Here is a 25,403-nt window from a genome sequence, read left to right as displayed (position 1 = left end):
CTTACTTGATGTAAGCTCCTGGGGACTCTCAAGTTTGCCGCCTTGCTGCAACACGAACTATTTAGGGTAAAGATAAAAAAGAATTTTAGAATCTTTGTCATTTTTTAAAGAATGACAATCCCCAAAATATTTCAAGTTGCAGGCAGGCGGCAAGCGAAGGAACCCCGATGAGCTTAGTAAACTAAGTGATTCGGGTGAGTGAGAGCAGCCAACACACCTGTAACTTGAAAGATGAAGGGGATTTCGCATTGAGTGATGTACGGAGTTTAAAAGCATGAAATTACCGATTTATCTCGATTACTCTGCCACTACGCCAGTTGACCCGCGTGTTGCGCAGAAAATGATGCAGTTTTTGACTATGGACGGAACCTTCGGTAACCCGGCTTCTCGTTCGCACCGTTTCGGTTGGCAGGCGGAAGAAGCTGTTGATATCGCCCGTAACCAAATCGCTGAACTGGTTGGTGCAGACCCGCGTGAAATCGTCTTTACCTCCGGCGCAACTGAATCCGATAACCTCGCTATTAAAGGTGCCGCTAACTTCTATCAGAAGAAAGGCAAGCACATCATCACCGTAAAAACCGAACACAAAGCCGTGCTGGACACCTGTCGTCAGCTTGAGCGTGAAGGTTTTGAAGTGACTTATCTGGCACCGCAGAGCAACGGTATCGTTGACCTGAACGTGCTGGAAGCGGCGATGCGTGACGACACCATTCTGGTTTCCATCATGCACGTGAACAACGAAATCGGCGTGGTACAAGATATCGCGGCAATCGGCGAAATGTGCCGTGCGCGTGGCATTATCTATCACGTAGATGCGACTCAGAGCGTGGGTAAAATGCCTATCGACCTGAGCACTCTCAAAGTTGACCTGATGTCCTTCTCTGGTCACAAAATCTATGGCCCGAAAGGGATCGGCGCGCTGTATGTTCGTCGTAAACCACGTATTCGTATCGAAGCTCAGGTACACGGTGGCGGTCACGAGCGCGGCATGCGTTCTGGTACTCTTCCTGTTCACCAGATTGCTGGCATGGGCGAAGCTTACCGTATCGCAAAAGAAGAGATGGAAACAGAAATGTCCCGTCTGCGCGTATTGCGTAACCGTCTGTGGAATGGCGTGAAAGATATGGAAGAAGTGTATCTGAACGGTGACCTGGAACATGGCGTTCCAACTATCCTCAACGTGAGCTTTAACTACGTTGAAGGTGAGTCACTGATTATGGCACTCAAAGACCTCGCGGTTTCTTCCGGTTCGGCCTGTACTTCAGCAAGTCTTGAGCCATCCTACGTGCTGCGCGCACTGGGCATGACTGATGAACTGGCTCACAGCTCCATCCGTTTCTCTTTGGGTCGTTTTACTACTGAAGAAGAGATCGACTACACCATCGAACTGGTACGTAAGTCCATTGGCCGTCTGCGCGACCTTTCTCCGCTGTGGGAAATGTTTAAGCAGGGCGTGGATCTTAATTCCATCGAATGGGCTCATCACTAATTGTCCGTCACGGACGTCGATATCGGATTCTGGAGAATAAAAAATGGCTTATAGCGAAAAAGTAATCGATCACTACGAAAATCCACGCAACGTGGGTTCTTTTGACAACAGCGATGACAGCGTCGGTTCCGGCATGGTGGGTGCGCCTGCTTGTGGTGACGTGATGAAGTTGCAGATTAAAGTCAACAATGAAGGTATTATTGAAGACGCTCGCTTCAAAACCTACGGCTGTGGCTCTGCCATTGCTTCCAGTTCGCTGGTAACCGAATGGGTTAAAGGTAAATCTTTGGATGAAGCGCAAGCAATCAAAAACACCGACATTGCAGAAGAACTTGAACTGCCACCGGTGAAGATTCACTGCTCAATCCTTGCAGAAGACGCTATCAAAGCGGCTATCGCGGATTACAAAAGCAAGCGTGAAGCTAAATAATTATTGTTGAGTAGAGGTTGTTGTATGTCGATTACCCTTAGCGACAGTGCTGCCGCACGTGTGAATGCCTTCCTGTCCAATCGCGGAAAAGGCTTTGGTTTGCGTTTAGGCGTTCGCACCTCAGGCTGCTCCGGTATGGCTTATGTTCTGGAATTTGTTGACGCACCGATGGCAGATGACACCGTGTTCGAAGACAAAGGCGTGAAAGTGGTCGTCGATGGTAAAAGCCTGCAATTTTTAGACGGCACTGAGCTCGACTTCGTCAAAGAAGGTCTTAACGAAGGGTTTAAATTTACTAACCCGAACGTGAAAGATGAGTGTGGCTGCGGTGAAAGCTTCCACGTCTGATACTCGCCAATCCCCCGTGTAACTTCACGTTGCGCGGGGTCTAAAGTTACCCGAGCCTGTTATGGATTACTTTACCCTCTTTGGGTTACCGGTAAGTTTTGCCCTCAATACTGAGCTGCTGGCTACCCGTTACCAGGAGCTGCAACGTCAGTTCCACCCTGATAAATACACCAGCCGCCCTCAGGCGGAGCAACTGCTGGCGGTCCAACAATCTGCGACCATCAACCAGGCCTGGCAAACGCTGCGTCATCCACTGCCGCGCGCCGAGTACATTCTCTCCCTCAACGGTTTTGACCTGGCGAATGAACAGCATACCGTGCGCGACACCGCGTTTTTGATGGAGCAACTCGAATTACGCGAAGAGCTTGATAACATTGAGCACGCCAAAGATAGTGACCGTCTGGAATCCTTTAGTGCCAACGTTAATGCAATGGTGAAAACCCGCATGGCGCTAATGGTGCAGCAACTGGATAATCAGGACTGGACGCAGGCGGCGGATACGGTGCGTAAACTGCGTTTTCTCGATAAACTGCGCAGCCAAATAGAACAACTCGAAGAAAAGCTGCTCGATTTTTAACTGGAAGCTCAATATGGCGTTATTACAAATTAGTGAGCCGGGCCTGAGTGCGGCACCTCATCAGCGCAAGCTGGCGGCGGGCATCGACTTAGGTACTACCAATTCACTGGTTGCAACTGTTCGTAGCGGGCAAGCCGAAACGCTGCCTGACCATGAAGGGCGTCACCTGTTACCTTCTGTGGTGCACTATCAGCAACAAGGTCTGGATGTGGGCTGGGATGCGCGTGCGCAAGCCGCAACCGACCCGGCGAACACCATCAGCTCGGTAAAACGTCTGATGGGCCGCTCGCTGGCCGATATTCAGGCGCGCTATCCGCATCTGCCTTATTCACTCCAGGCGAGTGAGAATGGCCTGCCGATGATCAACACGCCAGCTGGGCTGCTGAACCCTATCCGTATTTCATCCGACATCCTTAAAGCCCTTTGCGCACGCGCCACCGAAGCGCTGGAAGGCCAGCTTGATGGTGTGGTGATTACCGTTCCGGCGTATTTCGACGATGCACAGCGTCAGGGCACCAAAGATGCCGCGCGTCTGGCCGGCCTGCACGTGCTGCGTTTGCTGAATGAACCGACTGCGGCAGCGATTGCCTACGGTCTGGACTCTGGCAAAGAGGGCGTTATCGCGGTTTACGATTTAGGCGGCGGTACGTTTGATATTTCCATCCTGCGTTTAAGCCGTGGCGTGTTTGAAGTGCTGGCGACCGGCGGTGATTCTGCACTAGGCGGCGATGACTTTGACCACCTGTTAGCCGACTGGTTACGCGGGCAAGCAGGCGTTGCTGACCGTAGCGACGACCGCGTGCAGCGCCAGTTACTGGACGCCGCCATTGCCGCGAAAATTGCTCTGAGCGATGCCGAAACTACCACGGTAGAAGTGGCTGGCTGGACGGGTACCGTGACCCGCGAACAGTTCAACGAACTGATTGCAGCCCTGGTTAAACGTACTTTGCTGGCTTGCCGTCGCGCGTTGAAAGACGCAGGCGTGGAAGCTGACGAAGTACTGGAAGTGGTAATGGTTGGCGGTTCAACCCGCGTGCCATTAGTGCGCGAACGTGTCGGCGAGTTCTTTGGCCGCACGCCGTTGACGTCCATCGACCCGGATAAAGTTGTCGCCATCGGTGCTGCCATTCAGGCGGATATTCTGGTGGGCAACAAGCCGGACAGCGACATGCTGTTGCTGGATGTGATCCCACTGTCGCTCGGCCTCGAAACCATGGGCGGCCTGGTAGAGAAAGTCATTCCACGTAACACCACTATTCCGGTGGCGCGTGCGCAGGACTTCACCACCTTTAAAGACGGCCAAACGGCGATGTCGATTCACGTAATGCAGGGCGAGCGCGAACTGGTACAAGATTGCCGTTCGTTGGCTCGTTTTGCACTGCGCGGTATTCCGGCAATGCCTGCGGGCGGGGCGCATATCCGCGTCACCTTCCAGGTTGATGCGGACGGCCTGCTAAGCGTCACCGCCATGGAGAAATCCACAGGTGTTGAAGCTTCTATTCAGGTGAAGCCTTCTTATGGCCTGAGCGACGGCGAAATTGCCTCAATGATTCAGGACTCCATGAGTTTTGCTGAGCGAGACGTGCAAGCGCGTATGCTTGCGGAGCAAAAAGTTGACGCGGCCCGCGTGCTGGAAAGCCTGCAAGGTGCGTTAGCCGCAGACGCCGCGCTGTTAAGCGCCGCTGAACGTGCAGATATCGACGCGACAATAGTGGCACTCCATGCCGCTGCTGCGGGTGACGATATCAATGCGATTGAACAAGCCATTAAAAACGTAGACAAACAAACCCAGGATTTCGCCGCACGTCGTATGGATGAATCAATCCGTAAGGCGCTGAAAGGCCACTCCGTGGACGAGGTTTAACATGCCAAAGATTGTATTTCTGCCTCATCAGGATTTGTGCCCAGATGGCGCAGTATTGGAAGCGAATGTCGGTGAAACCATTCTTGATGTTGCCCTGCGCAACGGTATCGAGATTGAACACGCCTGTGAAAAATCCTGTGCTTGCACCACTTGCCACTGCGTAGTGCGTGAAGGTTTCGACTCCCTGGCTGAAAGCACGGAAGACGAAGACGACATGCTGGACAAAGCCTGGGGTCTTGAGCCGGAAAGCCGCTTAAGCTGCCAGGCTCGCGTCACAGACGAAGACCTGGTCGTTGAGATGCCGCGCTACACCATCAACCATGCGCGTGAGCATTAACAGGAGTCGCAAATGGGATTGAAATGGACCGATAGCCGCGAAATCGGCGAAGCACTGTACGACAGCCGCCCGGATCTCGATCCGAAGACGGTACGCTTCACCGATCTGCATCAATGGATCTGCGACCTGGAAGATTTTGACGACGATCCAAACGCATCCAATGAAAAAATTCTGGAAGCAATTCTGTTAGTCTGGTTAGATGAAGCAGAATAAAAATAAGCGGGCTGCCTCTGGCGGCCCGTTTTTATATGTAGCATGAGCTGAAAAATATAAGGAAAAGAACATGACAGAAGCCATGAAAATTAGCCTTTCCACGTCGCCTGCCGATGCGCGTTGGGGCGAAAAAGCCGCTTATAGTATCAACGACGAAGGGATTACCCTGCACCTGACAGGCAAAGATGACCTGGGGTTAATCCAGCGTGCTGCCCGTAAAATTGACGGCCAGGGCCTGAAGCATGTGCAACTGGCAGGTGACGGCTGGGATGTAGAAAAAAGCTGGGCATTTTGGCAAGGCTATCGCGCACCAAAAGGTACGCGTAAAGTTGACTGGGCAGTGCTGGGCGAAGCAGAGCAAAAAGAGCTGAATAACCGCCTGAAAATCATCGACTGGGTACGTCATACCATCAATACACCAGCCGAAGAACTTGGCCCAGAGCAACTGGCTTCACGCGCCATAGACCTGCTGTGTGATGTGGCATGCGATAACGTTTCTTACCGCATCACTAAAGGTGAAGATCTGCGCGACCAGAACTATATGGGTATCCATACTGTTGGCCGTGGTTCAGAGCGTGCACCGGTTTTACTGGCGCTGGATTACAACCCAACAGGCAACCCGGATGCACCGGTTTATGCCTGCCTGGTGGGTAAAGGTATTACTTTCGACTCCGGCGGCTACAGCATCAAGCAAAGCGCGTTCATGGACTCCATGAAATCGGATATGGGCGGTGCGGCCACCATCACCGGCGCACTGGCATTTGCGATTACTCGTGGCCTGAACAAACGCGTCAAACTGTACCTGTGCTGTGCAGATAACTTGATTAGCGGCAATGCCTTTAAATTGGGCGACATCATTAAATATCGCAACGGCAAAACTGTTGAGATTATGAACACCGATGCGGAAGGCCGCCTGGTACTGGCTGACGGCCTGATTGACGCGTGTGCGCAAAAACCAGAATTAATCATCGACTGCGCAACCTTAACGGGAGCGGCGAAAACGGCACTGGGTAACGATTACCACGCGCTGTTCAGCTTCGATGATGAACTGGTTAATCGCTTGATGGCGAGTGCTGCGGCAGAAAACGAACCGTTCTGGCGTTTGCCACTGGCTGAGTTCCACCGCAACCAGTTGCCGTCCAACTTTGCCGAGCTGAACAACACCTCCAACGCCTCCTTCCCTGCGGGTGCGAGTACGGCTGCGGGCTTCCTGTCTCACTTCGTGGAAAACTATCACGAAGGTTGGCTGCACATCGACTGCTCTGCAACTTATCGTAAAGGTGCGGTTGAGCAGTGGTCTGCTGGCGCAACAGGCATTGGTGTGCGTGCGATTGCAAATCTGCTGGTTAGTCAGTAATTCGCTTTTCGCCCTCACCCCGACCCTCTCCCCCAGGAGAGGGGGAAAACGGCCAATTCCCTCTCCCTCAGGGAGAGGGTTAGGGTGAGGGTTGTTTGCCCCACAGACTCATTCTGGAACCACCATGTCAGAACTCAAAAACGAACTCGAAACGCTGCTTGAACAGGCGGCCACTGAACCTGCTCACCGCCCGGCATTTTTCCGCGTGTTACTGGAATCCACCGTTTGGGTCCCGGGTAGCGCCGCTGAAGGCGAAGCCATTGACGCCGATAGTGCCGTCGAATTGCAGCACTGGGAAAAAGACGATGGCACCTCTGTCATTCCGTTTTTCACCTCTGTTGAAGCGCTGCAACAAGCCATCAGCCACGAGCAGGCATTTGTTGTGATGCCAGTGCGCACGCTGTTTGAAATGACGCAGGGCGCGACACTGTTTCTGAACGCTAAACTGCCGACCGGCAAAGAATTTACCCCGCGTGAAATCACTCATTTAATCAGCGATGAAAGCGATCCTTTAACCCAGCAGGAAGTGCTGGATGGCGGGACATCGTTGCTGCTTTCCGAAGTGGCTGAGCCACCGGCGCAAATGGTCGATTCATTAACTACGCTGTTCAAAAACCTGAAAACTGTAAAACGTGCGTTCATCTGCTCTATTAAAGAACGTGCTGACGAGCAGCCAAACCTGCTGATTGGTATTGAAGCTGAAGGGGATATCGAAGCGATTATTCGCCAGGCTGGAAGTGTCGCGACTGATACGTTACCAGGCGATGAGCCAGTTGATATTTGCCAGGTGGTGGAAGGCGAAAATGGCATCAGCCACTTTATGATGGCGCACATTACGCCATTCTACGAACGCCGCTGGGGCAGTTTCTTGCGAGATTTTAAAACCAATCGGATTATCTAAAAAAATAAAAACAGCACACGCATGGTGCTGTTTTTATTACCATGTAAATTTTTCAGAGTTTGGTACCTTGCATTTATAATTACCTGCGAGCAATATTATTTTATAATGTTTAATATTCTTATTTTCAATGACCGGGATGGTTGTGATGAAAAACAAAGGGTTCTTGTATATATTTGTTATTCCAGTGTTAATTACGCTTTATGGTTTTTTCCAACTGTATCGGATGAATGATGGAGTTTCGCCTTCAGATTATGATTATAATGAAATGGCTTTACGGCATTTTTTATCAACAATAGGTTTGATATCGTCACTGCTTAGTTTATTTATAAGTGGTGCCGCGATGGCACTCTGCCGCTATAGTACAACTGTTGCCAGAAAATCCCAGAACACACTGGTTATCATGTTTAACCGCTGCCGAAAAGTATTCCCATTCATGATGTTGGGGCAGATTGTTTTTTGTGGTCTCAGTATAATATTTTATGCTTTTTCAGAAATTGCCTGGATCGTTTCTGCATTTGAAATGGATACCGGGAGTTATAAATTACTTACCCTGATTGGAATGGGGGTATTAGGTGTTTTATGGATATTAATAAAAAGTCTCATCAATATTAAAAATTGTTTTGCCATGTTCCAACCCACACCTTCATTAGTTATTGGACATAATGTTTCTGAACAACAGGCTGCTGGCCTCTGGCAATGGGTTCGGGAGCTGGCTGCGAAAATTAATGCAGTCATTCCGGATAATATCGTTGTGGGTATGGAAGAGTGTTTTTATGTTACCGCTAATTCAGTGCAGCTTGTTGATGGTGAGCATTTAACCGGTAATACGTTGTATTTTCCTGTCACTTACGCACGCTTTATGAGTGAAGATGAAATTGCTGCGGTCGTCGGCCATGAACTGGGGCATTTTACCGGGCAAGATACCCAGTACAGTTTGCGTTTTACACCACTGTACAGCGGCCTGCAAAATAGTCTGGAACAGGTTGCTATTAAAGCGATGGGCAATTCATGGATAGATAACATCGTTATCTATCCTGCTCTTTATATCGGGAATTATTTCCTCAAGAATCTCGACGAAACGGTTAATTACTGGAGCCGTATCCGTGAGCATGCTGCCGATGCTGTTGGTGCAAAAGCCAGTAGCGAGCAGGCGTTTTCTAGCGCATTACTGCGCATTTGTGCATTGAACGATGATATTAGCCAGCAAATTCATCGGCTTTATCAAGGGAAGTTTAACGACCCCGATCTGGCTGCCACAGTCTTTGAAGCTCTGAAATCAAGAGAAACTATTGATGCGAAAGCACAGCTTGAAAACAGTACCATCCATCCACTAGACAGCCACCCACCCACAAGCTTACGCATTGCGGCCCTGAATGTGCAGGTTGATGATGCACTGCTCATACAAGCTTCTCGTCCAGTCAGTGAACATGACTATCATAATATGGATAAGTGGTTTGCAGACCCTCAAGGCTTATGTCAACAACTCACACAGGCTCTCAAAAAAGAACTGGGTGAACAGGGTGAGCAAATTCGCAAAGAGTTGGAAGCCGTCTCTCAAATCGTCGCCCCAGAAGAAACGCTGACATTTCGCTTAGGCAAAAAAAACGTTTGGTTTATGGGGGGATTTGCAATGGTATTATTTATTATCGCTGCATGGGTTACGTCTCTTATCTTTTCAGGCCCTGGTGCTGCCGGTTCAACGCAAGTAAAGGTAGCGGCATGGACAGCTGGCTTCTCACTATTCTTTGCTCTTGCTTCTGTGGCGATGTACAGGAAAACGCTTCAACCGCTATTTACCTTGTCCAATGACAGTATCTTGAGTGTACAGCTCAATAAACCTGTCATGCTTGTTGATATAGAAGATATTTCAATGCGAGTGATTCAGAGTAATTGTTATTTGGATCTCATTATGCGCGAGGATGCGGAATTGCCCATTTCTTTACTGGGGCGTTTTTCTCGATCCATTGCCGTCGTTACCAAAAAACATAAAATAACCATGATCATTGCCGGGACGCTGCTCAAAGAAGGCTGCAACGAAAAGATAAGCTTTGATGAATTGTATGAGTTATTAGCGAAATATCTGCAGGCTGCACATGCGCGTAGAGTTCTTATTGAGTTGAATAGTTAAACGAGAATATTCTGGTGCAGGTAAAACTGATATTTAGTTTATTGCCTGCGCCAGCAGTAAATCCATTAACAGCAACAGATTCGACTCAAACGAGGTGATCCCAGAAGCTTCTGCTGCATAGTGGACTGCCTCGTCATACAGTTGAAAATGCACATCCGCCAGTTCGGACAGACTGTTCGGCGACGCGCGAGTAAATGCCACAATCGACATCCCAACATTCTGTGCAATCCGCGCTTTATCCAGTACCTGTTCGGTTTCACCGCTGCGTGAAATGGCGATAAACACCTGATACTTCGACGCGTTACTCAGGAAAATGCCTCGGCTATCGCCTGGCCCGGAAATAAATGCAGTTTTCCCCAGCACCTGAAGTTTCTTGGTGAGATATTCGGCAAACAGATAGGAAAAACCCGCGCCGTATAAAAAGAAACTCTCTTTTTCGCGTAACAGCGCCGCGAATTGCGCCATTAGCTCGGGCGTCACCCAACGAAAGGTTTGCCGGTAATTAGCCACAAATTCATCGAATAAAACCGGCAGGGCGCCTGCGGGTGGTGCGGGTTGTTGAGCAATATGCGGTGTATTGGAAAGCAGTTGCTTACAGTGCCAGATAAACTCGCTGTAACCGCTAAATCCAAGCTTCTGGCACAGCCGCATAATGGTCGCGCTGGAGACAAACGTCGCCAGGGCAAGTTCGCGAACCGTGATTTTGCCTACCAGCAATGGATGGTTGGTCAAATGCGAAAGAACACGGTACTCAGCGCGGGTTAAAGACTCTCCGCGCTCGAGCAAGCCTGCCAGGCGGTTGTCCATTACAGTGATTGTGCAGGTTCGACAGGTAAATCAGAACGGGCACCCCATTCACTCCAGGAGCCGTCGTACAGAGAAACACCGTTGACGCCAAGCGTCGTTAACGCCAGCACGACCACCGCCGCAGTGACACCTGAGCCGCAACTGGCGATAACCGGTTTATCAAAACTCACACCCTGGCGGATGAAAATTTCATTCAGCTCATCAGTGGTTTTCAACTGACCATTTTCTACCAAATCACTCCATGGCACGTTTAAGGCGCCCGGAATATGACCGCGTCTTAAACCCGGACGTGGCTCGTCCATTTGTGCATTAAAGCGTGGGGCAGGGCGAGCATCGACGATTTGTGCGGTGCCTTCATGGCTGACCAGCAGCACATCGGTCAGACGTTTAATCACTAGTGGGTCGAAATTCACATCGAACTCGCCTTCGGGTAATTCAACATCACCTTTTTCCAGCGGTAATTCTTCGCGCTGCCAGTCGGCGAGCCCCCCGGCCAGAATCGAGACTTTCTCAACGCCAAAAGTCCGCAGCATCCACCAGGCGCGTGGGGCGGAAAATAGGTTACCTTCATCGTAAACAATCAGATGTTTATCCTGGCTGATACCCAGCTCGCGCATGGCGACAGCAAAGGCTTCAGGGCGCGGCATCATATGCGGCAGAGGACTGGTGTGATCGGACAGGGCTTCGATATCAAAAAATACCGCGCCTGGCAGATGGCCTGCGCGGTATTCACCTGCGAGATCACGATGCTCCTGGCCTGGAGGCGCCATGCGAGCATCAATAATCTGGATATTCTCATCATTAATATGTTCTGCGAGCCAGTCGCCCGCAACGAAGAAAGTGGTGGACATGGTTGCCTCCGAATCGTCATTGATTAACGGATTGTCGGTGTTTTTAAGCAAACCGACAAGCAACCATATCCACTGCTGCGAAGTGTGCCGTAAATATTAGATAAAGTTACGCTTTCACCGCTTCGCCATCTTTCCAGGCCTGTTGCAATTGCGGCCAGTAATCACGATTGGCTTCAATCATATCGTCGAGAATCGCTTTCGCATGCTGCATGGTTGGCACAGTACGGTTAAGCGTAAATGCCTGTAACGCCTTCTCGTAGCTGCCTTCGATGGTGGCTTCAACCAGCAACTGCTCTGAGGCTAACTGCTGCATTAACAACGTCTGGTGGAACAGCGGAACCGCGCCCATGCGCACCGGTTCTGGCCCTTCGGAAGTAATATAAGCAGGCACTTCCACCATGGCATCGTATGGCAGGTTGGCAATGGCACCTTTGTTTTCCACAATCACCAGGTGGCGCTGGCGTAAATCAAAGGCCAGCGAACAGGCAACATCAACAATAAACGCACCATGCACACCAACGTGGAAGGCATCCGGCAAAATACCGGTTTGCTTATATTCGGCGGCGGCGGCAAACAGTTTCTTCTCGCGCCCATCCATCACTTCGTTAGCGCGGGTGTAGTCCGGGTTTTGATGCTCAACGATGTCGTTTGGCATCAGGTAATACTGCAAATACGGGTTTGGCAGGAATTGCGGGAAATGGTCCATAATCGGCTTGATGTGACGCCAGGTTTTTACCCAAGACGGATCGGAATGCTGCGGATCGGTTTGCGCAGCATCTTCGGTCAGCAGGCCAAATTTCGCAATATGGCGGCGCAATTCCGGCAGGCGATCTTCCCCATCAACCAGCACACGGGTAAACCAGCCAAAATGGTTGAGGCCGAAGTAATCGACTTCTAATTTATGGCGGTCAACACCGAGAATGGCACCCATATTGCGCATCGCGGCGACCGGCATATCACAAATATTAAGTACTCGCGCTTTTGGGCGCAGGCGACGCACGCCTTCGGCAACAATCGCCGCAGGGTTGGAATAGTTAACAATCCACGCTTTTTGATGCGCGTAACGTTCGACAAAATCACACAATTCCACCATCGGCAAAATGGTGCGCAGGCCATATGCCAGCCCGCCAGGCCCACAGGTTTCTTGCCCTACCACGCCATGGCGTAGTGGGATTTTTTCATCCTGCTCGCGCATTTTGTACTGGCCAACGCGCATTTGAGCGAAAACAAAATGGGCACCGCTAAAGGCAACTTCCGGGTCGGTGGTGACGGTAAATTTAATGCTTTGGCTATGGTCGCGAATCACTTTCTCAACCACCGGAGCAATCACCGACTGGCGCTCGCCATCAATATCATAGAGGCGGATTTCAGCTAATGGGAAATCGGCCAGGCGCACCATCAGGCTCTTAACAATGCCCGGTGTGTAAGTACTACCGCCACCGGCAATGGACAAAATAAACGGGGGTTTAAACATCATTAGCTCCTTTAGAGATAAGTCTCTACTGCTTCACGCATTTTTTTGACATGCAGCCCGTAGACCACCTGAACGTTATTACCTTGCTTAATCACCCCTTTCGCGCCAGTCGATTTCAGGCGGGGTTCGTCGATAACTGTCACATCACGTACCGTCACTCGCAGGCGGGTGTAACAGTTGTCGACCACTTCGATATTGGCTCGTCCACCGAGGCCCTCAATAATGGCTTCACCTAATCCATCGTTGCTACCTTTGGCCTGATACTCTTGTTTGCTATACAGTTTTGTTTCTTGCTCGTCGTCCTCACGGCCCGGCGTTTTCATGTCGAAACGGCGAATCAGGAAGCGGAACACCAGGAAATAGATGACCGACATCGTCAGCCCGACGACGATATACATCGGCCAGTTGGATTTCTCAGTCCCCAGCGGCAGGTTATAAAGAATGAAATCGATAATGCCGTTGGCACCGATGGCGTGAACGCCCAGCAAATAGAACAGCATCATGCCGATGCCGGTCAGAACCGCATGCACACCAAACAACAATGGGGCGACAAACAGGAAGGAAAACTCCAGTGGCTCCGTGACTCCAACCAGCATGGACGTCAGCGCTGCCGGGATGAGAATGGCTTTCGCTGCCGCTTTGCGTTCCGGTTTCGCCGTCATATACATGGCGAGTGCTGCCGCAGGGAGGCCGAACATTTTGCTGATTCCGCGCGCGTCCCACACCACAGTACTGCTCAGTTGATGCACGCTCGGGCAGGCCATTTCTGCGAAGTAAATATTGCGCGCGCCCTGGTAAATATTGCCGCAAACATCGGCCGTGCCGCCTAATTCGGTATACAGGAATGGGGTATAGACCAGGTGATGCAGACCGGTTGGCACCAGGATGCGTTCCAGGAAACCGTAGATAGCAACGCCAAACACTCCGGCGCCTTTAATCGCCAGCGCCAGTGCGCTGATGCCATGCTGGGCAAACGGCCAGAGTTCGCTCATCACTACACCGAGTAACATCGAGACGGGAAGCATGATAATGGCGACAAAACAGTGCCCTGAGTAAATCGCCATCGCACCAGAAAACTGTACGCTGGAATAACGGTTGTACAAATATCCCGACAGTGCGCCCGTGAGGATCCCTGCGAAAACGCCCATCTCAAGCACCTGGACACCCAACACCATGCTTTGCCCTGCGGCACGCATTTGGTCGGCAGGAGCCAGTTCGCCTTGAAGCTGTAACGTTACGTTCATCGCATTAATGAATACGATAAAAGTAACCAGACCAATTAATGCAGCATACCCTTTGTCTTTGGCCGCCAGACCAATGGGAATGCCTACGCCAAATACCAGCGCCAGGTTCGCCAGAACCGATACCGCGGATTTGGAGATGAGAACGCCAGTGTGTTGAATGGAAGGGTGGCCGAGGAAGGGTAAATATTCTGCCAGGTTGCCATTGCCCAATACATTACCGAACGCGATAAATAAACCGACGATCGGCAAAATAAGCACCGGGCCGTAGAGTGATTTTCCGAAATTTTGTAGAGCGTTAACGGCACTTTTCATTTAGCAGTCTCTTATTATCACTTTGGCTAAACACCGCGTTGAGGCAGCGACTCAGCTTGAAATGTAGCAAGAATAAAGACTGCTAATCCAACTATCTTATTGTTTTAAAAACAAATGACTCACAAGGTAACATGTAACGTTTCAGGCTGTGATCATGCTTCCACTTTGCATCCAAATTTCAGTTGAAACCGTTGCACAATAAAACGTTTCCTTTGCGAGAAAGTACGCAATGCCGAATCTTCATACTTTCGTTTTTTTAATGTACCCGCATAATACATGTACTACGTAGTGAGTTAATGGGCCTTATCGGCCAGGGATAAAACATGAAAGCAATACGTCTGGGTGCGCTGGTAGCGGCGCTCGTAGCAGCTTTGGCACTTTCAGGGTGCGACAATAACGATAAACCTCAGCCAGCAGCGAAAAGCGATAGCACGGCTCAGCAAAGTACTGCTCCTGCGGCGAAGCCTGATGCCTCGCAACTCGAAAAGTTAGCGAAAGACTCTGCGGGCAAACCGCTTAAATTGCTCGATGCCTCCGAGGTACAACTCGATGGCGCAAGCACGTTAGTCATGACTTTTTCAATTCCACTCGATCCCAATCAAGATTTCTCCCGCGTGGCCCATCTGGTGGACAAAACCAGCGGTAAAGTCGATGGTGCGTGGGAACTTTCAGCCGACCTGAAAGAATTACGTTTGCGCCATCTTGAGCCGAAACGTGAACTGATATTGACCGTTGATAACAGCTTGCTGGCTCTCAATAAAACGACTTTTGACAGCCACTTCGAAAAGAAAATTTCGACCCGCGATATCCAACCAAGCGTGGGGTTTGCCAGCAGGGGTTCATTGCTGCCAACCAAAGTGATGGCAGGTTTACCGGTGATGGCACTCAACGTTGATAAAATCGACGTCAATTTCTACCGGATAAAAAGTGAATCTTTAAGTTCATTCATCAGCCAGTGGCAATACCGAAACTCAGTGTCTAACTGGGAATCTGACAATTTACTCAAGCTTGCGGAACTGGTTTACAGCGGCAGGTTTGATCTCAATCCGGCGCGCAATACCCGCGAAAAACTCCTGCTGCCATTAGGCGAAATTAAACCGCTGCAACAGCCTGGTGTCTACATCGCGATAATGAGTCAGGCTGGTCATTACAGTTATAGCAATGCCGCAACCTTGTTTACGTTGAGCGACATCGGTGTGTCAGCACACCGCTACCATGATCGGTTAGATGTCTTCACGCAAAGCCTGGAAAATGGTGCCGCGCAATCCAGCGTGGAAATCTCCTTGCTTGATGAAAAAGGGCAAACACTGGCACAAGCGAAGAGCGATGGCGATGGTCACGCTAAGCTGGAAAAACCAGGTAAAGGCACAATCTTGCTGGCGAGAACAGGCGAGCAAACTACGCTGCTGGATTTAAGCCGCCCGGCGCTGGATCTGGCTGAATTTGATATTGCCGGGGAAACCGGCTTCAGTAAGCAGTTCTTTATGTTTGGCCCACGCGATCTTTACCGCCCTGGTGAAACGCTACTGCTGAATGCCTTGTTACGTGATGGCGACGGTAAAGCACTACCTGCGCAGCCGGTAAAACTCGAAGTGGTGAAACCAGACGGCCAGGTCGCCAGGACGCAAGTCTGGCAACCTGAAAATGGTTTGTACAAATTTAGCTATCCATTGAACCCGAATGTGCAAACCGGCAACTGGCAAGTACGTGTGAATACTGGCGATAACCAGCCACGTATCTGGTCATTTAAAGTTGAAGACTTTATGCCGGAGCGCATGGCGCTCAACATCACTGGTAGTAAAGAGCCTGTCAGTCCTGATGATTCTGTGAATTTCGAAATTGTCGGTCGCTATCTGTATGGTGCGCCAGCAGCCGGTAATAATCTGCAAGGGCAACTGTTCTTACGCCCACTGCGTGAAGCGGTGTCTGCATTGCCTGGGTTCCAGTTTGGTGACATCAACGAAGAAAACCTCACTCGTAATCTGGATGAAGTCCAGCTCCAGCTTGATGAGCAAGGTAAAACTACCGTCAGTGCAGACAGCCAATGGTCTGACGTTCATTCACCGTTACGGCTGGTGCTGCAAGCCAGTTTGCTGGAATCAGGTGGCCGTCCAGTGACGCGTCGCGCTGAACAAGCTATCTGGCCAGGCGCTGCGTTGCCGGGTATTCGTCCGCAATTTGCCAGTAAAGAAATTTACGATTACCGAACCGACAGCACCCGTACTCAACCTATCGTTGACGAAGACACTAACGCCGGTTTTGACATCGTGTACGCCAATGCTAAAGGGGAAAAACTGGCGGTTTCGGGGCTGGATGTGCGGCTCATCCGTGAGCGCCGTGATTACTTCTGGAGTTGGGAAGAAGGTGAAGGCTGGCAGTCACAATATGACCAGAAAGATCTGGTAGAAGCTGAGCAAAAACTCACGCTTGCCGCGGGTGAAACTGGCAAAGTGGCTTTCCCCGTTGAATGGGGTTCTTACCGTCTTGAAGTCCGTGACCCGGAGACAAACATTGTCAGTAGTATGCGTTTTTGGGCGGGTTATAGCTGGCAAGATAACAGTGACGGCGCTGGCGCTGTGCGCCCAGATCGTGTGACGCTGAAAATAGACAAACCAGCTTATAAGCCAGGTGACACCATCAATCTGCATATTTCCGCCCCAGCAGCCGGTAAAGGCTACGCGATGGTGGAATCCAGTGATGGCCCATTGTGGTGGAAAGAAATTGATGTGCCAGAAAAAGGGCTGGATATTGCTATTCCGGTCGATAAAAGCTGGCAGCGCCATGACCTTTATCTGAGTACCCTGGTGATTCGTCCTGGTGATAAGAGCCGTGCGGCAACGCCGAAACGTGCTGTTGGTATTTTGCATCTGCCACTGGGTGACGAAAGCCGCCGCCTGGCACTGGCGCTGGAGGCTCCGGCCAAAATGCGCCCGAATCAAAATCTCACCGTAAAAGTTAAAACCCAGCCGATTAATGGCGAAATGCCGAAGCAAATTAATGTGCTGGTATCCGCTGTTGATAGCGGTGTGCTGAATATTACTGACTACAAAACGCCAGACCCTTGGGAAGCCTTCTTTGGTCGCAAACGTTATGGCGCAGATTTATATGATATCTACGGTCAGGTGATTGAAGGGGAAGGGCGCTTAGCCGCGTTACGCTTTGGTGGTGATGGTGATGAAGGCGATGCACTAAGTCGCGGTGGTAAAAAACCGGTAAACCACGTCACTATCATTGCTGAGCAAGCTCAACCGGTACAGCTGAACGAGAAGGGTGAAGGAATCGTCACGCTGCCGATTGGCGACTTTAACGGCGAGTTACGGGTAATGGCGCAAGCCTGGACCGATGACCGTTTTGGTAACAGCGAGCAAAAAGTAGTGGTTGCGGCACCTTTGGTGAGCGAACTGGCGGCACCGCGCTTTATGGCAAGTGGTGACAGTAGCCGCCTGGCAATGGATCTCACTAATCTTACCGACCAGCCGCAACAACTGAACCTAAACCTGAAAACCAGTGGTTTGATTTCGCTGGACTCATCTGCTGAGCAAACAGTGCAACTGTTACCTGGTGCACGTAAAACCCTGTTTATCTCAGTCCATGCGTTGGATGGTTTTGGTGACGGGCAGCTCACTGCGCAAATCAGTGGCATAAACTTACCTGGCGAAACATTCAGCGCACTGCAAAAACAATGGAAATTGGGCGTACGGCCTCCGTTCCCGGCGCAAAACATCAATAGCGGTGCGGTGCTGGCTGCGGGTGACGTCTGGGATATTCCACCGCAGCATATTTCCGGTTTGGCACCAGCAACGCTTGAAGGACAAATTCTTCTCAGTGGCCGTCCACCGTTGAACCTGGCGCGTTATATCCGGGAACTGAAAGCCTATCCGTATGGTTGCCTTGAACAAACAACCAGCGGTCTGTTCCCTTCGCTTTATACCAATCAGGCGCAACTCGCGGCTCTGGGGATAAAAGGAACCAGCGATGAACAGCGCCGTGCCGCCATCGACCTGGGGATTTCTCGACTGCTTGATATGCAGCGTGATAACGGCAGCTTTGGCTTATGGGACAAAGAAGGGCCAGAAGAATACTGGTTAACGGCGTACGTCACTGATTTCCTGGTGCGTGCCAGTGAGCAAGGTTATAGCGTGAATACAGATGCGCTGACTGAAGCAAATCAGCGTCTGTTGCGTTATTTGCAGGATTCAGGGCTTATCGCGTTGCGTTATAGCGATGACTCTGCGGGCACTAAATTTGCGGTTCAGGCCTACGCCGCACAAGTATTGGCACGTCAGCAAAAAGCACCGCTCGGGGCGCTGCGTGAGCTTTGGTCGCATCACAGCTCAGCCCGTGCCGGATTGCCATTGGTGCAATTAGGCGTGGCGTTAAAACTGATGGGTGATGCTCCGCGAGGCGATGAAGCTATCAAGTTAGGTTTGCAAACTAGTCGCAGCAATGAGCGTATTTGGTTAGCTGACTACGGCAGTGAACTGCGTGATAACGCGATGATGCTGAGCCTTCTTGAAGAGAACAAATTGCTGCCGGACCAGCAGAATAACTTGCTTGTGAACCTCTCTAACCTCGCTTTTAGCCAACGCTGGTTGTCGACTCAGGAAAGTAACGCACTATTCCTGGCTGGCCGTAACTGGCAAACCGCAAAAGGGGAGTGGCAATCGCAGGTTTCCTTTACTGACGAACCACTGGCAAGCGGGCAATCAATGACTCGTAATTTGACTGCTGAACAACTTGAGCGTTTGCAAGTGACTAACACCGGTACAGGTAATCTTTATCTCCGCTTAGACAGCGTCGGCTATCCACAACGGGCTCCAGCGCCATATAGCAATGTGCTGCATATTGAGCGCCATTTCCTGGATGCTAAAGGCAATAGCAAATCGTTGTCAGAACTGAAAAGCGGTGAGTTAGTGATGGTCTGGTTAGATGTCTGGGCGGATAAAAATGTGCCTGATGCGCTGGTGGTCGATTTACTGCCAGCGGGGCTTGAGCTGGAAAACCAGAACCTTTCTGAAAGTAGTGCCAGTTTAGGTGAAGGTGATAACCAGGTTCAGGGCTTACTGAGCCAGATGCAGCAGGCTGATATCCAGCACCTGGAGTTCCGTGATGATCGCTTTGTGGCTGCATTACCACTCAATGAAAGCCAGCATGCCACTCTGGTTTATCTGGCGCGGGCGGTCACTCCCGGGACTTATCAGGTTCCGGTTTCACAAGTGGAATCAATGTATGTTCCGCAGTGGCGGGCTACAGGAGCCAGCACTGGTTTGCTGACAGTTCATCCGTAACTGGCCTTGCGAATGTTAAAAGTTTTATGCTGGCGGCGCCGCTACCTTTTGGTTGTGGTGCCGCTCTTTATTTGTCTGGGAATTTGGCTGGCAGACCGGATTTGGCCATTGCCGTTGTCACAGGCGAATCCTGCACGTGTCGTGGTTGCGGCAGACGGCACGCCGCTGTGGCGCTTTGCCGATGAGAACGGCATCTGGCGTTATCCGGTCACGCTGAATGATGTCTCTCCCCGCTATCTCGAAGCTTTGATCAACTACGAAGATCGTTGGTTTTGGGATCATCCAGGGATCAATCCACTTTCGATTTTACGAGCGGCCTGGCAGGATCTTCGCAATGGGAAAGTGATCTCGGGTGGCAGTACGTTGACGATGCAAGTCGCGCGTTTGCTTGATCCGCATCCTCGTACGTTTGGCGGGAAAATCCGCCAGGTCTGGCGAGCGTTGCAGCTTGAATGGCATCTTTCAAAACAACAAATTCTCACTATTTACCTTAATCGAGCCCCCTTTGGCGGCACGTTACAGGGCGTAGGGGCGGCCAGTTGGGTCTATTTGGGTAAGTCCCCGCAACAACTTAGCTATGCGGAGGCGGCCTTATTGGCGGTACTTCCACAGGCGCCCAGTCGTTTGCGCCCGGACCGCTGGCCAGAACGGGCTCAGACCGCGCGTAATAAAGTGCTTCTTCGTATGGCAGAACAAGCCGTTTGGGAACCTCAGCAGGTTAAGGAATCGCTGGAGGAACCGGTATGGCTGGCCGCACGGCAGATGCCGCAACTGGCTCCGCTGCTGTCGCGCTATCTGGCAAATCGCAGTCCCGCTCAGAAAATCACGACCACCATCGACGCATCGTTACAGCGTCAACTGGAAGAACTAGCCCTTAACTGGAAAGCACAATTGCCTTCGCGATCATCACTGGCGATGCTGGTCGTCGATCACACCACCATGGAAGTGCGCGGTTGGGTAGGTTCGGTCGATATCAATGACCAAAACCGTTTCGGGCATGTTGATATGGTGACGGCCATTCGTTCACCCGGTTCGGTGCTGAAACCCTTTGTTTATGGCCTGGCGCTGGACGATGGGCTGATACATCCCACTTCGTTGTTACAGGATGTGCCACGCCGTTTCGGCGATTACCGGCCAGGAAATTTCGACACTGGTTTTCATGGGCCAGTGAGTATGAGTGAGGCTCTGGTGCGCTCGCTTAACCTTCCTGCTGTTCAGGTATTGGAAGCGTATGGGCCAAAACGGTTTGCAGCACAACTGCGTAATGTGGGGCTGGATCTGCGTTTCCCGGCTGGCAGTGAGCCCAATCTTTCGCTCATTCTTGGTGGTGGGGGGGCGCGACTGGATCAGTTAGTTGCTGCTTATAGCGCTTTTGCTCGCCATGGTCGCGCGGCGCATCTACGTTTGCAACCCGACCAGCCATTACTTGAGCGTCCTTTGATGTCTGCGGGAGCCGCGTGGATTATTCGTCGAGTTCTGGCAGGCGAAGCGCAGCCGCAACCGGATGCCACTTTGCCTGCTGTGGTGCCTTTGGCCTGGAAAACGGGCACCAGTTACGGCTATCGTGATGCGTGGGCTATCGGAATAAATCCCCGCTATCTCATTGGTATTTGGACCGGACGCCCTGATAGCACGCCGGTTGCTGGGCAGTTTGGATTAGGCAGCGCCGTGCCACTGCTAAACCAGGTTAATAATCTGCTGCAAGCCACTTCCGCTGTTCAGCAAGCGCGTTTATCGGTTGACCCGCGTCCGGCAACGGTTTCTGCCGGTGAAATTTGCTGGCCGGGAGGGCAAAACCTGGCGGCTGGAGACAGCAATTGCCGACGCAGACTATCGGGCTGGTTACTGGATGGTAGCCAACCGCCAACACTAGAAGCTCCGGGGCAGGAGGGGATTCAGGGGTCGAGAAAGGTAATATGGCTGGATGAACAAGGGAAACGTGTGGCTGCCGATTGCCCGGGGGCAACACAACATACTATTGCACTATGGCCCCTGCCGCTTGAGCCATGGTTACCGGAGGGCGAAAGAAGAGTCGCTCGTTTGCCTGCGGTCTCGGAACAGTGTCCACCACAGCAGAAAGATGAAGTTACGCCTTTATTGTTGTTAGGGGTACGCGAGGGCGCTATTTTGAAACGTCTGCCGGGTGAATTGCGCCTGGTGCTCCGCCTTAGCGCTCAGGGGGGCCAGGGCGATCGCTGGTGGTTTTTGAATGGCGAACCGGTCAGTGAAAACCAGAACGGAATTGCGCTGAATCTGGATAAACCGGGTAAGTATCAGGTATTGGTCCTTGATGGTGCCGGGCAGATTGCCGCTGCTCATTTCACATTGCAGTAGAGTAATAGTGTGATTTTTAGGCGTTTAGATGAGAAGTGTTGCCGATGTTCGTTTTATTTTAAAAAAATGTTACCTGCATCCATAGGCAACTCGAGACTTGCTCATTATAATCGGCGCCAAATCATAACCGGGTATCCCCTAAATGAAGAATGGTGGGGACCGGGCAAACAGAACAGACACAGAGGTAATCATGGCTATTGAACGTACTTTTTCCATCATCAAACCAAACGCGGTGGCAAAAAACGTTATTGGTAATATTTATGCTCGTTTTGAATCCGCAGGGTTTAAAATTGTTGGCGCCAAAATGTTGCACCTGACTTCAGAACAGGCTCAAGGCTTCTATGCTGAGCACACAGGTAAGCCATTCTTCGATGGTCTGGTTGCGTTCATGACTTCTGGCCCAATCGTGGTTAGCGTTCTGGAAGGTGAAAACGCCGTTCAGCGTCACCGTGACATTCTGGGCGCGACTAACCCAGCAAACGCTTTGGCAGGGACTCTGCGCGCAGATTACGCTGATAGCTTCACCGAGAACGGCACCCACGGCTCTGATTCTTTAGAATCTGCTGCTCGTGAAATCGCCTATTTCTTCGCTGAAGGCGAAGTTTGTCCGCGCACTCGTTAATTAGCACTATCTGTTAAGCGGCCGTTACATTTTATTTGTATGTACATCGCTTTCAGTCATGGCATCTGAGCCATAGAATTTGTACAATGCTACGCCCCGGATGAGCTTGCTCTCTGGGGCGTATCTTTTTAACCCTCCTGGGGCCGTAACGTGTAACAACGAGGCCGGAAGAAAATATGTCAGAGCAAATTGTCACTCCTGAGACGCCTGTTTCAGTCGTTTCCAACAAGTCAGAAAAAATTAACCTGTTGGATCTTAACCGCCAGCAACTGCGTGAGTTCTTCGCTGATATGGGCGAAAAACCTTTCCGCGCTGATCAAGTCATGAAATGGATGTATCACTATTGCAGTGATGATTTCGATGACATGACCGACATCAACAAAGTTCTGCGCAACAAACTTAAAGAAGTCGCTGAAATCCGCGCTCCTGAAGTTGCTGAAGAGCAACGTTCTGCCGATGGCACCATCAAATGGGCAATCAGAATCGCTGATCAACTGGTCGAAACCGTGTATATCCCTGAAGAAGACCGCGCCACACTGTGCGTTTCCTCTCAGGTTGGTTGTGCCCTGGAATGTAAATTCTGCTCAACCGCTCAGCAAGGTTTTAACCGTAACTTGCGTGTTTCTGAAATTATTGGCCAGGTATGGCGTGCGGCGAAAATTATCGGTGCACAAAAGAAAACCGGCGTACGTCCTATCACCAACGTGGTGATGATGGGCATGGGTGAGCCGCTGCTGAATCTCAACAACGTGGTTCCAGCAATGGAAATCATGCTTGATGATTTCGGTTTTGGGCTTTCTAAACGTCGCGTAACGCTTTCCACATCGGGTGTAGTTCCGGCTCTGGATAAATTGGGCGATATGATTGATGTAGCACTTGCTATATCTCTTCATGCACCGACCGATGATATTCGTGACCAAATCATGCCGATCAACAAAAAGTACAACATCGAGACTTTCCTGGCGGCTGTTCGTCGCTATCTGGAGAAATCCAATGCCAACCAGGGCCGTGTCACCGTGGAATACGTTCTGCTGGATCACGTCAACGATGGTACTGAACATGCGCATCAACTGGCTGAATGTCTTAAAGATACGCCGTGTAAAATTAACTTAATCCCATGGAACCCGTTCCCGGGGGCACCATACGGGCGCAGTTCCAATAGCCGAATTGACCGTTTCTCGAAAGTACTGATGAGCTACGGTTTCACAACCATCGTGCGTAAAACGCGTGGCGATGATATTGATGCGGCTTGCGGCCAGTTGGCAGGTGAAGTGATTGACCGTACCAAACGTACGTTGCGCAAACGTATGCAGGGTGAACCTATTGATGTTAAAGCAGTCTGATAAGCATTCATTTTGAACAGACTGGCGCCATGCAGTCATGCCGCTGTACGGCGCAAAAAACACGTAGTGATATCTTGCAGTTATGCAAGGTTCGCAAGCGTGTTTAAGATTAATAATTACTGTGCGTTTCACCGCACTTTAAGGCAGTATGTAGCGGCACAACAATAGTTTAGGCGCATCTATTTAAGCCATCATGGGTCGCAATCCACTGACAACATTCAAAATGATGTCTATGGTTAACTCATCGGTGACAAATCGTTCATGTAATGCAGTTGTTTTAGGTGAATGAGTAGTTTGAGCTGAATATTATGTTGTCTGAAGGGGTGCCCTTCAGAAGATAAATTAGTTTCGCGGAGCGGGAGAGTGTGGCGTAGCGGAAATGCTGTGCGACAAGGCTCCTGCCTAATTCCTCAATCGAACAGCACCAGTAGTTGTAGCTAATGAATACTGAAGCCACTCAAGAATCAAATGCAGCAAAAACCACGGGTGAACGTCTACGTACCGCTCGTGAAGAACTCGGTCTTAGCCAACAAGCTGTGGCAGAACGCCTGTGCCTGAAGGTTTCTACCGTCCGGGATATTGAAGATGACAAGGCGCCTGCCGAGTTAGCGTCTACGTTCCTGCGTGGTTATATCCGCTCTTATGCACGACTGGTGCGTATCCCTGAAGAAGAACTGTTGCCGATGATGGCAAAACAGGCACCGATTAAGGCTGCCAAAGTTGCCCCAATGCAAAGTTTTTCCCTGGGGAAACGTCGCAAGAAACGTGACGGTTGGTTAATGAGCTTTACCTGGCTCGTTCTGTTTGTTGTTGTCGGTCTGACGGGCGCATGGTGGTGGCAAAACCACAAAGCGCAACAGGAAGAGATTTCGACGATGGCAGATCAATCTTCAGCTGAACTTTCAGCAAGCAATAGCAATTCTCAATCAGTTCCATTGAGTACCAATGATTCATCTGCAACTGATACCTCAGCACAGCAGCCCGTGCAGGCACCTGCGACACAATCTGCACCTGGAACTGATTCAACACAAAATCTGGCTCCGGCAGCAACGGCCCAGCAAACCACTCCAGCGGACTCCTCCGCTGTAGTGGCTCCAGGCCAGGCTCCTGTTGAAAATGTGCAGGCCACTACGCCGCCTGCACCAAATGCCACCTTACCGACCGATCAAGCCGCTGTGACTAATCCTGCCACGGCGGCAGCAGATCCGAATGCGTTAGTCATGAATTTTAATGCCGATTGCTGGCTTGAAGTGACCGATGCGACGGGTAAAAAATTATTCAGCGGCATGCAGCGTAAAGATGGCAATTTGAATTTAGCCGGCCAGGCTCCGTATAAGTTGAAAATTGGTGCTCCGGCGGCAGTACAGATTCAGTTTCAGGGTAAACCTGTCGACCTGAGTCGATTTATCAGAACTAGCCAGGTTGCGCGTCTGACGGTAAGTGCTGAATAATCGCAGCCAGCATGACGCGTAATTGTGGAGATT

At 50.9% G+C, this 25,403-nt stretch carries 19 protein-coding genes; 15 read left to right on the top strand and 4 right to left on the bottom strand.

Annotated elements, in window-relative coordinates; translation table 11 throughout:
* Window positions 1–274 precede the first annotated feature (274 nt).
* The 10 genes from iscS (at window position 275) to EC843_RS07940 (ending at window position 9,644) form a co-directional block, all read left to right on the top strand.
* The gene (gene iscS / locus EC843_RS07985) at window positions 275–1,489 is read left to right on the top strand and encodes a cysteine desulfurase (RefSeq protein WP_064544428.1); all 1,215 of its coding nucleotides are present in this window, start codon (window positions 275–277) and stop codon (window positions 1,487–1,489) included.
* Between the two features lie 43 nt (window positions 1,490–1,532).
* A complete protein-coding gene (iscU, locus tag EC843_RS07980) occupies window positions 1,533–1,919 on the top strand; it encodes a Fe-S cluster assembly scaffold IscU (RefSeq protein WP_015703172.1) in 387 nt (128 codons plus the stop codon).
* Between the two features lie 24 nt (window positions 1,920–1,943).
* Window positions 1,944–2,267: an iron-sulfur cluster assembly protein IscA gene (gene iscA, locus EC843_RS07975; RefSeq protein ID WP_064544430.1), complete on the top strand. Its 324-nt coding sequence runs from the start codon at window positions 1,944–1,946 to the stop codon at window positions 2,265–2,267.
* Between the two features lie 61 nt (window positions 2,268–2,328).
* Window positions 2,329–2,844: a co-chaperone HscB gene (hscB, locus tag EC843_RS07970; RefSeq protein WP_121815095.1), complete on the top strand. Its 516-nt coding sequence runs from the start codon at window positions 2,329–2,331 to the stop codon at window positions 2,842–2,844.
* A gap of 13 nt (window positions 2,845–2,857) precedes the next feature.
* Window positions 2,858–4,708: a Fe-S protein assembly chaperone HscA gene (hscA, locus tag EC843_RS07965; RefSeq protein ID WP_133522020.1), complete on the top strand. Its 1,851-nt coding sequence runs from the start codon at window positions 2,858–2,860 to the stop codon at window positions 4,706–4,708.
* A gap of 1 nt (window position 4,709) precedes the next feature.
* Window positions 4,710–5,045 carry an ISC system 2Fe-2S type ferredoxin gene (gene fdx / locus EC843_RS07960; protein WP_034459208.1) on the top strand — a complete coding sequence of 112 codons (336 nt, stop codon included), beginning with the start codon at window positions 4,710–4,712 and terminating at the stop codon, window positions 5,043–5,045.
* Window positions 5,046–5,057: 12 nt separating this feature from the next.
* Window positions 5,058–5,258: a Fe-S cluster assembly protein IscX gene (gene iscX / locus EC843_RS07955; RefSeq protein ID WP_064544436.1), complete on the top strand. Its 201-nt coding sequence runs from the start codon at window positions 5,058–5,060 to the stop codon at window positions 5,256–5,258.
* A 70-nt stretch (window positions 5,259–5,328) separates the two neighbouring features.
* Window positions 5,329–6,615, top strand: coding sequence for an aminopeptidase PepB (gene pepB, locus EC843_RS07950; protein WP_064544437.1), 1,287 nt, complete (start codon window positions 5,329–5,331; stop codon window positions 6,613–6,615).
* A 124-nt stretch (window positions 6,616–6,739) separates the two neighbouring features.
* Window positions 6,740–7,516, top strand: a complete 777-nt coding sequence (sseB, locus tag EC843_RS07945) for an enhanced serine sensitivity protein SseB (RefSeq protein WP_133522019.1) — start codon at window positions 6,740–6,742, stop codon at window positions 7,514–7,516.
* A 145-nt stretch (window positions 7,517–7,661) separates the two neighbouring features.
* Window positions 7,662–9,644, top strand: coding sequence for a M48 family metallopeptidase (locus EC843_RS07940; protein ID WP_166642047.1), 1,983 nt, complete (start codon window positions 7,662–7,664; stop codon window positions 9,642–9,644).
* Window positions 9,645–9,677: 33 nt separating this feature from the next.
* Here the strand turns inward: EC843_RS07940 and EC843_RS07935 are convergent, their stop codons facing one another.
* The 4 genes from EC843_RS07935 to EC843_RS07920 all read right to left on the bottom strand — a co-directional run bounded on the left by EC843_RS07935 (window position 9,678) and on the right by EC843_RS07920 (window position 14,332).
* Window positions 9,678–10,451, bottom strand: coding sequence for a MurR/RpiR family transcriptional regulator (locus EC843_RS07935; RefSeq protein WP_133522017.1), 774 nt, complete (start codon window positions 10,449–10,451; stop codon window positions 9,678–9,680).
* Entirely contained in the window at window positions 10,451–11,302 is an 852-nt protein-coding gene (gene sseA, locus EC843_RS07930; protein ID WP_064544601.1) for a 3-mercaptopyruvate sulfurtransferase, read from the bottom strand. Before sseA ends, EC843_RS07935 begins: the two co-directional genes overlap by 1 nt.
* Before the next feature lie 106 nt (window positions 11,303–11,408).
* Window positions 11,409–12,776, bottom strand: coding sequence for a 6-phospho-alpha-glucosidase (locus EC843_RS07925; protein WP_064544445.1), 1,368 nt, complete (start codon window positions 12,774–12,776; stop codon window positions 11,409–11,411).
* An 11-nt stretch (window positions 12,777–12,787) separates the two neighbouring features.
* On the bottom strand, window positions 12,788–14,332 hold the full coding sequence (locus tag EC843_RS07920; protein WP_133522016.1) for a PTS transporter subunit EIIC: 1,545 nt from the start codon (window positions 14,330–14,332) through the stop codon (window positions 12,788–12,790).
* A gap of 323 nt (window positions 14,333–14,655) precedes the next feature.
* On the opposite strand from EC843_RS07920, the gene EC843_RS07915 reads away from it, so the two are divergent.
* The 5 genes from EC843_RS07915 to rodZ all read left to right on the top strand — a co-directional run bounded on the left by EC843_RS07915 (window position 14,656) and on the right by rodZ (window position 25,370).
* Window positions 14,656–19,620: an alpha-2-macroglobulin gene (locus EC843_RS07915; RefSeq protein ID WP_133522015.1), complete on the top strand. Its 4,965-nt coding sequence runs from the start codon at window positions 14,656–14,658 to the stop codon at window positions 19,618–19,620.
* Between the two features lie 12 nt (window positions 19,621–19,632).
* Window positions 19,633–21,954: a peptidoglycan glycosyltransferase PbpC gene (gene pbpC, locus EC843_RS07910; protein ID WP_133522014.1), complete on the top strand. Its 2,322-nt coding sequence runs from the start codon at window positions 19,633–19,635 to the stop codon at window positions 21,952–21,954.
* 190 nt (window positions 21,955–22,144) lie between these two features.
* Window positions 22,145–22,576, top strand: coding sequence for a nucleoside-diphosphate kinase (gene ndk / locus EC843_RS07905; protein ID WP_064544453.1), 432 nt, complete (start codon window positions 22,145–22,147; stop codon window positions 22,574–22,576).
* A gap of 176 nt (window positions 22,577–22,752) precedes the next feature.
* Window positions 22,753–23,919, top strand: a complete 1,167-nt coding sequence (locus tag EC843_RS07900; protein WP_064544455.1) for a bifunctional tRNA (adenosine(37)-C2)-methyltransferase TrmG/ribosomal RNA large subunit methyltransferase RlmN — start codon at window positions 22,753–22,755, stop codon at window positions 23,917–23,919.
* Window positions 23,920–24,359: 440 nt separating this feature from the next.
* Complete coding sequence (gene rodZ, locus EC843_RS07895) at window positions 24,360–25,370, top strand: cytoskeleton protein RodZ (RefSeq protein WP_064544458.1); 1,011 nt, start codon at window positions 24,360–24,362, stop codon at window positions 25,368–25,370.
* Window positions 25,371–25,403 lie beyond the last annotated feature (33 nt).

The sequence above is a fragment of the Buttiauxella sp. JUb87 genome (assembly GCF_004361975.1).
In the GTDB taxonomy this organism is placed as follows: domain Bacteria; phylum Pseudomonadota; class Gammaproteobacteria; order Enterobacterales; family Enterobacteriaceae; genus Buttiauxella; species Buttiauxella ferragutiae.
The sequence above is the reverse complement of the archived record's forward strand: the minus strand, read 5'-3'. Positions and strand labels throughout refer to the sequence as shown.

Coding starts and splice junctions, on each gene's coding strand:
- iscS (WP_064544428.1), top strand. CDS start 275: ATGAAATTACCGATTTATCTCGATTACTCTGCCACTACGCCAGTTGAC.
- iscU (WP_015703172.1), top strand. CDS start 1,533: ATGGCTTATAGCGAAAAAGTAATCGATCACTACGAAAATCCACGCAAC.
- iscA (WP_064544430.1), top strand. CDS start 1,944: ATGTCGATTACCCTTAGCGACAGTGCTGCCGCACGTGTGAATGCCTTC.
- hscB (WP_121815095.1), top strand. CDS start 2,329: ATGGATTACTTTACCCTCTTTGGGTTACCGGTAAGTTTTGCCCTCAAT.
- hscA (WP_133522020.1), top strand. CDS start 2,858: ATGGCGTTATTACAAATTAGTGAGCCGGGCCTGAGTGCGGCACCTCAT.
- fdx (WP_034459208.1), top strand. CDS start 4,710: ATGCCAAAGATTGTATTTCTGCCTCATCAGGATTTGTGCCCAGATGGC.
- iscX (WP_064544436.1), top strand. CDS start 5,058: ATGGGATTGAAATGGACCGATAGCCGCGAAATCGGCGAAGCACTGTAC.
- pepB (WP_064544437.1), top strand. CDS start 5,329: ATGACAGAAGCCATGAAAATTAGCCTTTCCACGTCGCCTGCCGATGCG.
- sseB (WP_133522019.1), top strand. CDS start 6,740: ATGTCAGAACTCAAAAACGAACTCGAAACGCTGCTTGAACAGGCGGCC.
- EC843_RS07940 (WP_166642047.1), top strand. CDS start 7,662: ATGAAAAACAAAGGGTTCTTGTATATATTTGTTATTCCAGTGTTAATT.
- EC843_RS07935 (WP_133522017.1), bottom strand. CDS start 10,451: ATGGACAACCGCCTGGCAGGCTTGCTCGAGCGCGGAGAGTCTTTAACC.
- sseA (WP_064544601.1), bottom strand. CDS start 11,302: ATGTCCACCACTTTCTTCGTTGCGGGCGACTGGCTCGCAGAACATATT.
- EC843_RS07925 (WP_064544445.1), bottom strand. CDS start 12,776: ATGTTTAAACCCCCGTTTATTTTGTCCATTGCCGGTGGCGGTAGTACT.
- EC843_RS07920 (WP_133522016.1), bottom strand. CDS start 14,332: ATGAAAAGTGCCGTTAACGCTCTACAAAATTTCGGAAAATCACTCTAC.
- EC843_RS07915 (WP_133522015.1), top strand. CDS start 14,656: ATGAAAGCAATACGTCTGGGTGCGCTGGTAGCGGCGCTCGTAGCAGCT.
- pbpC (WP_133522014.1), top strand. CDS start 19,633: ATGTTAAAAGTTTTATGCTGGCGGCGCCGCTACCTTTTGGTTGTGGTG.
- ndk (WP_064544453.1), top strand. CDS start 22,145: ATGGCTATTGAACGTACTTTTTCCATCATCAAACCAAACGCGGTGGCA.
- EC843_RS07900 (WP_064544455.1), top strand. CDS start 22,753: ATGTCAGAGCAAATTGTCACTCCTGAGACGCCTGTTTCAGTCGTTTCC.
- rodZ (WP_064544458.1), top strand. CDS start 24,360: ATGAATACTGAAGCCACTCAAGAATCAAATGCAGCAAAAACCACGGGT.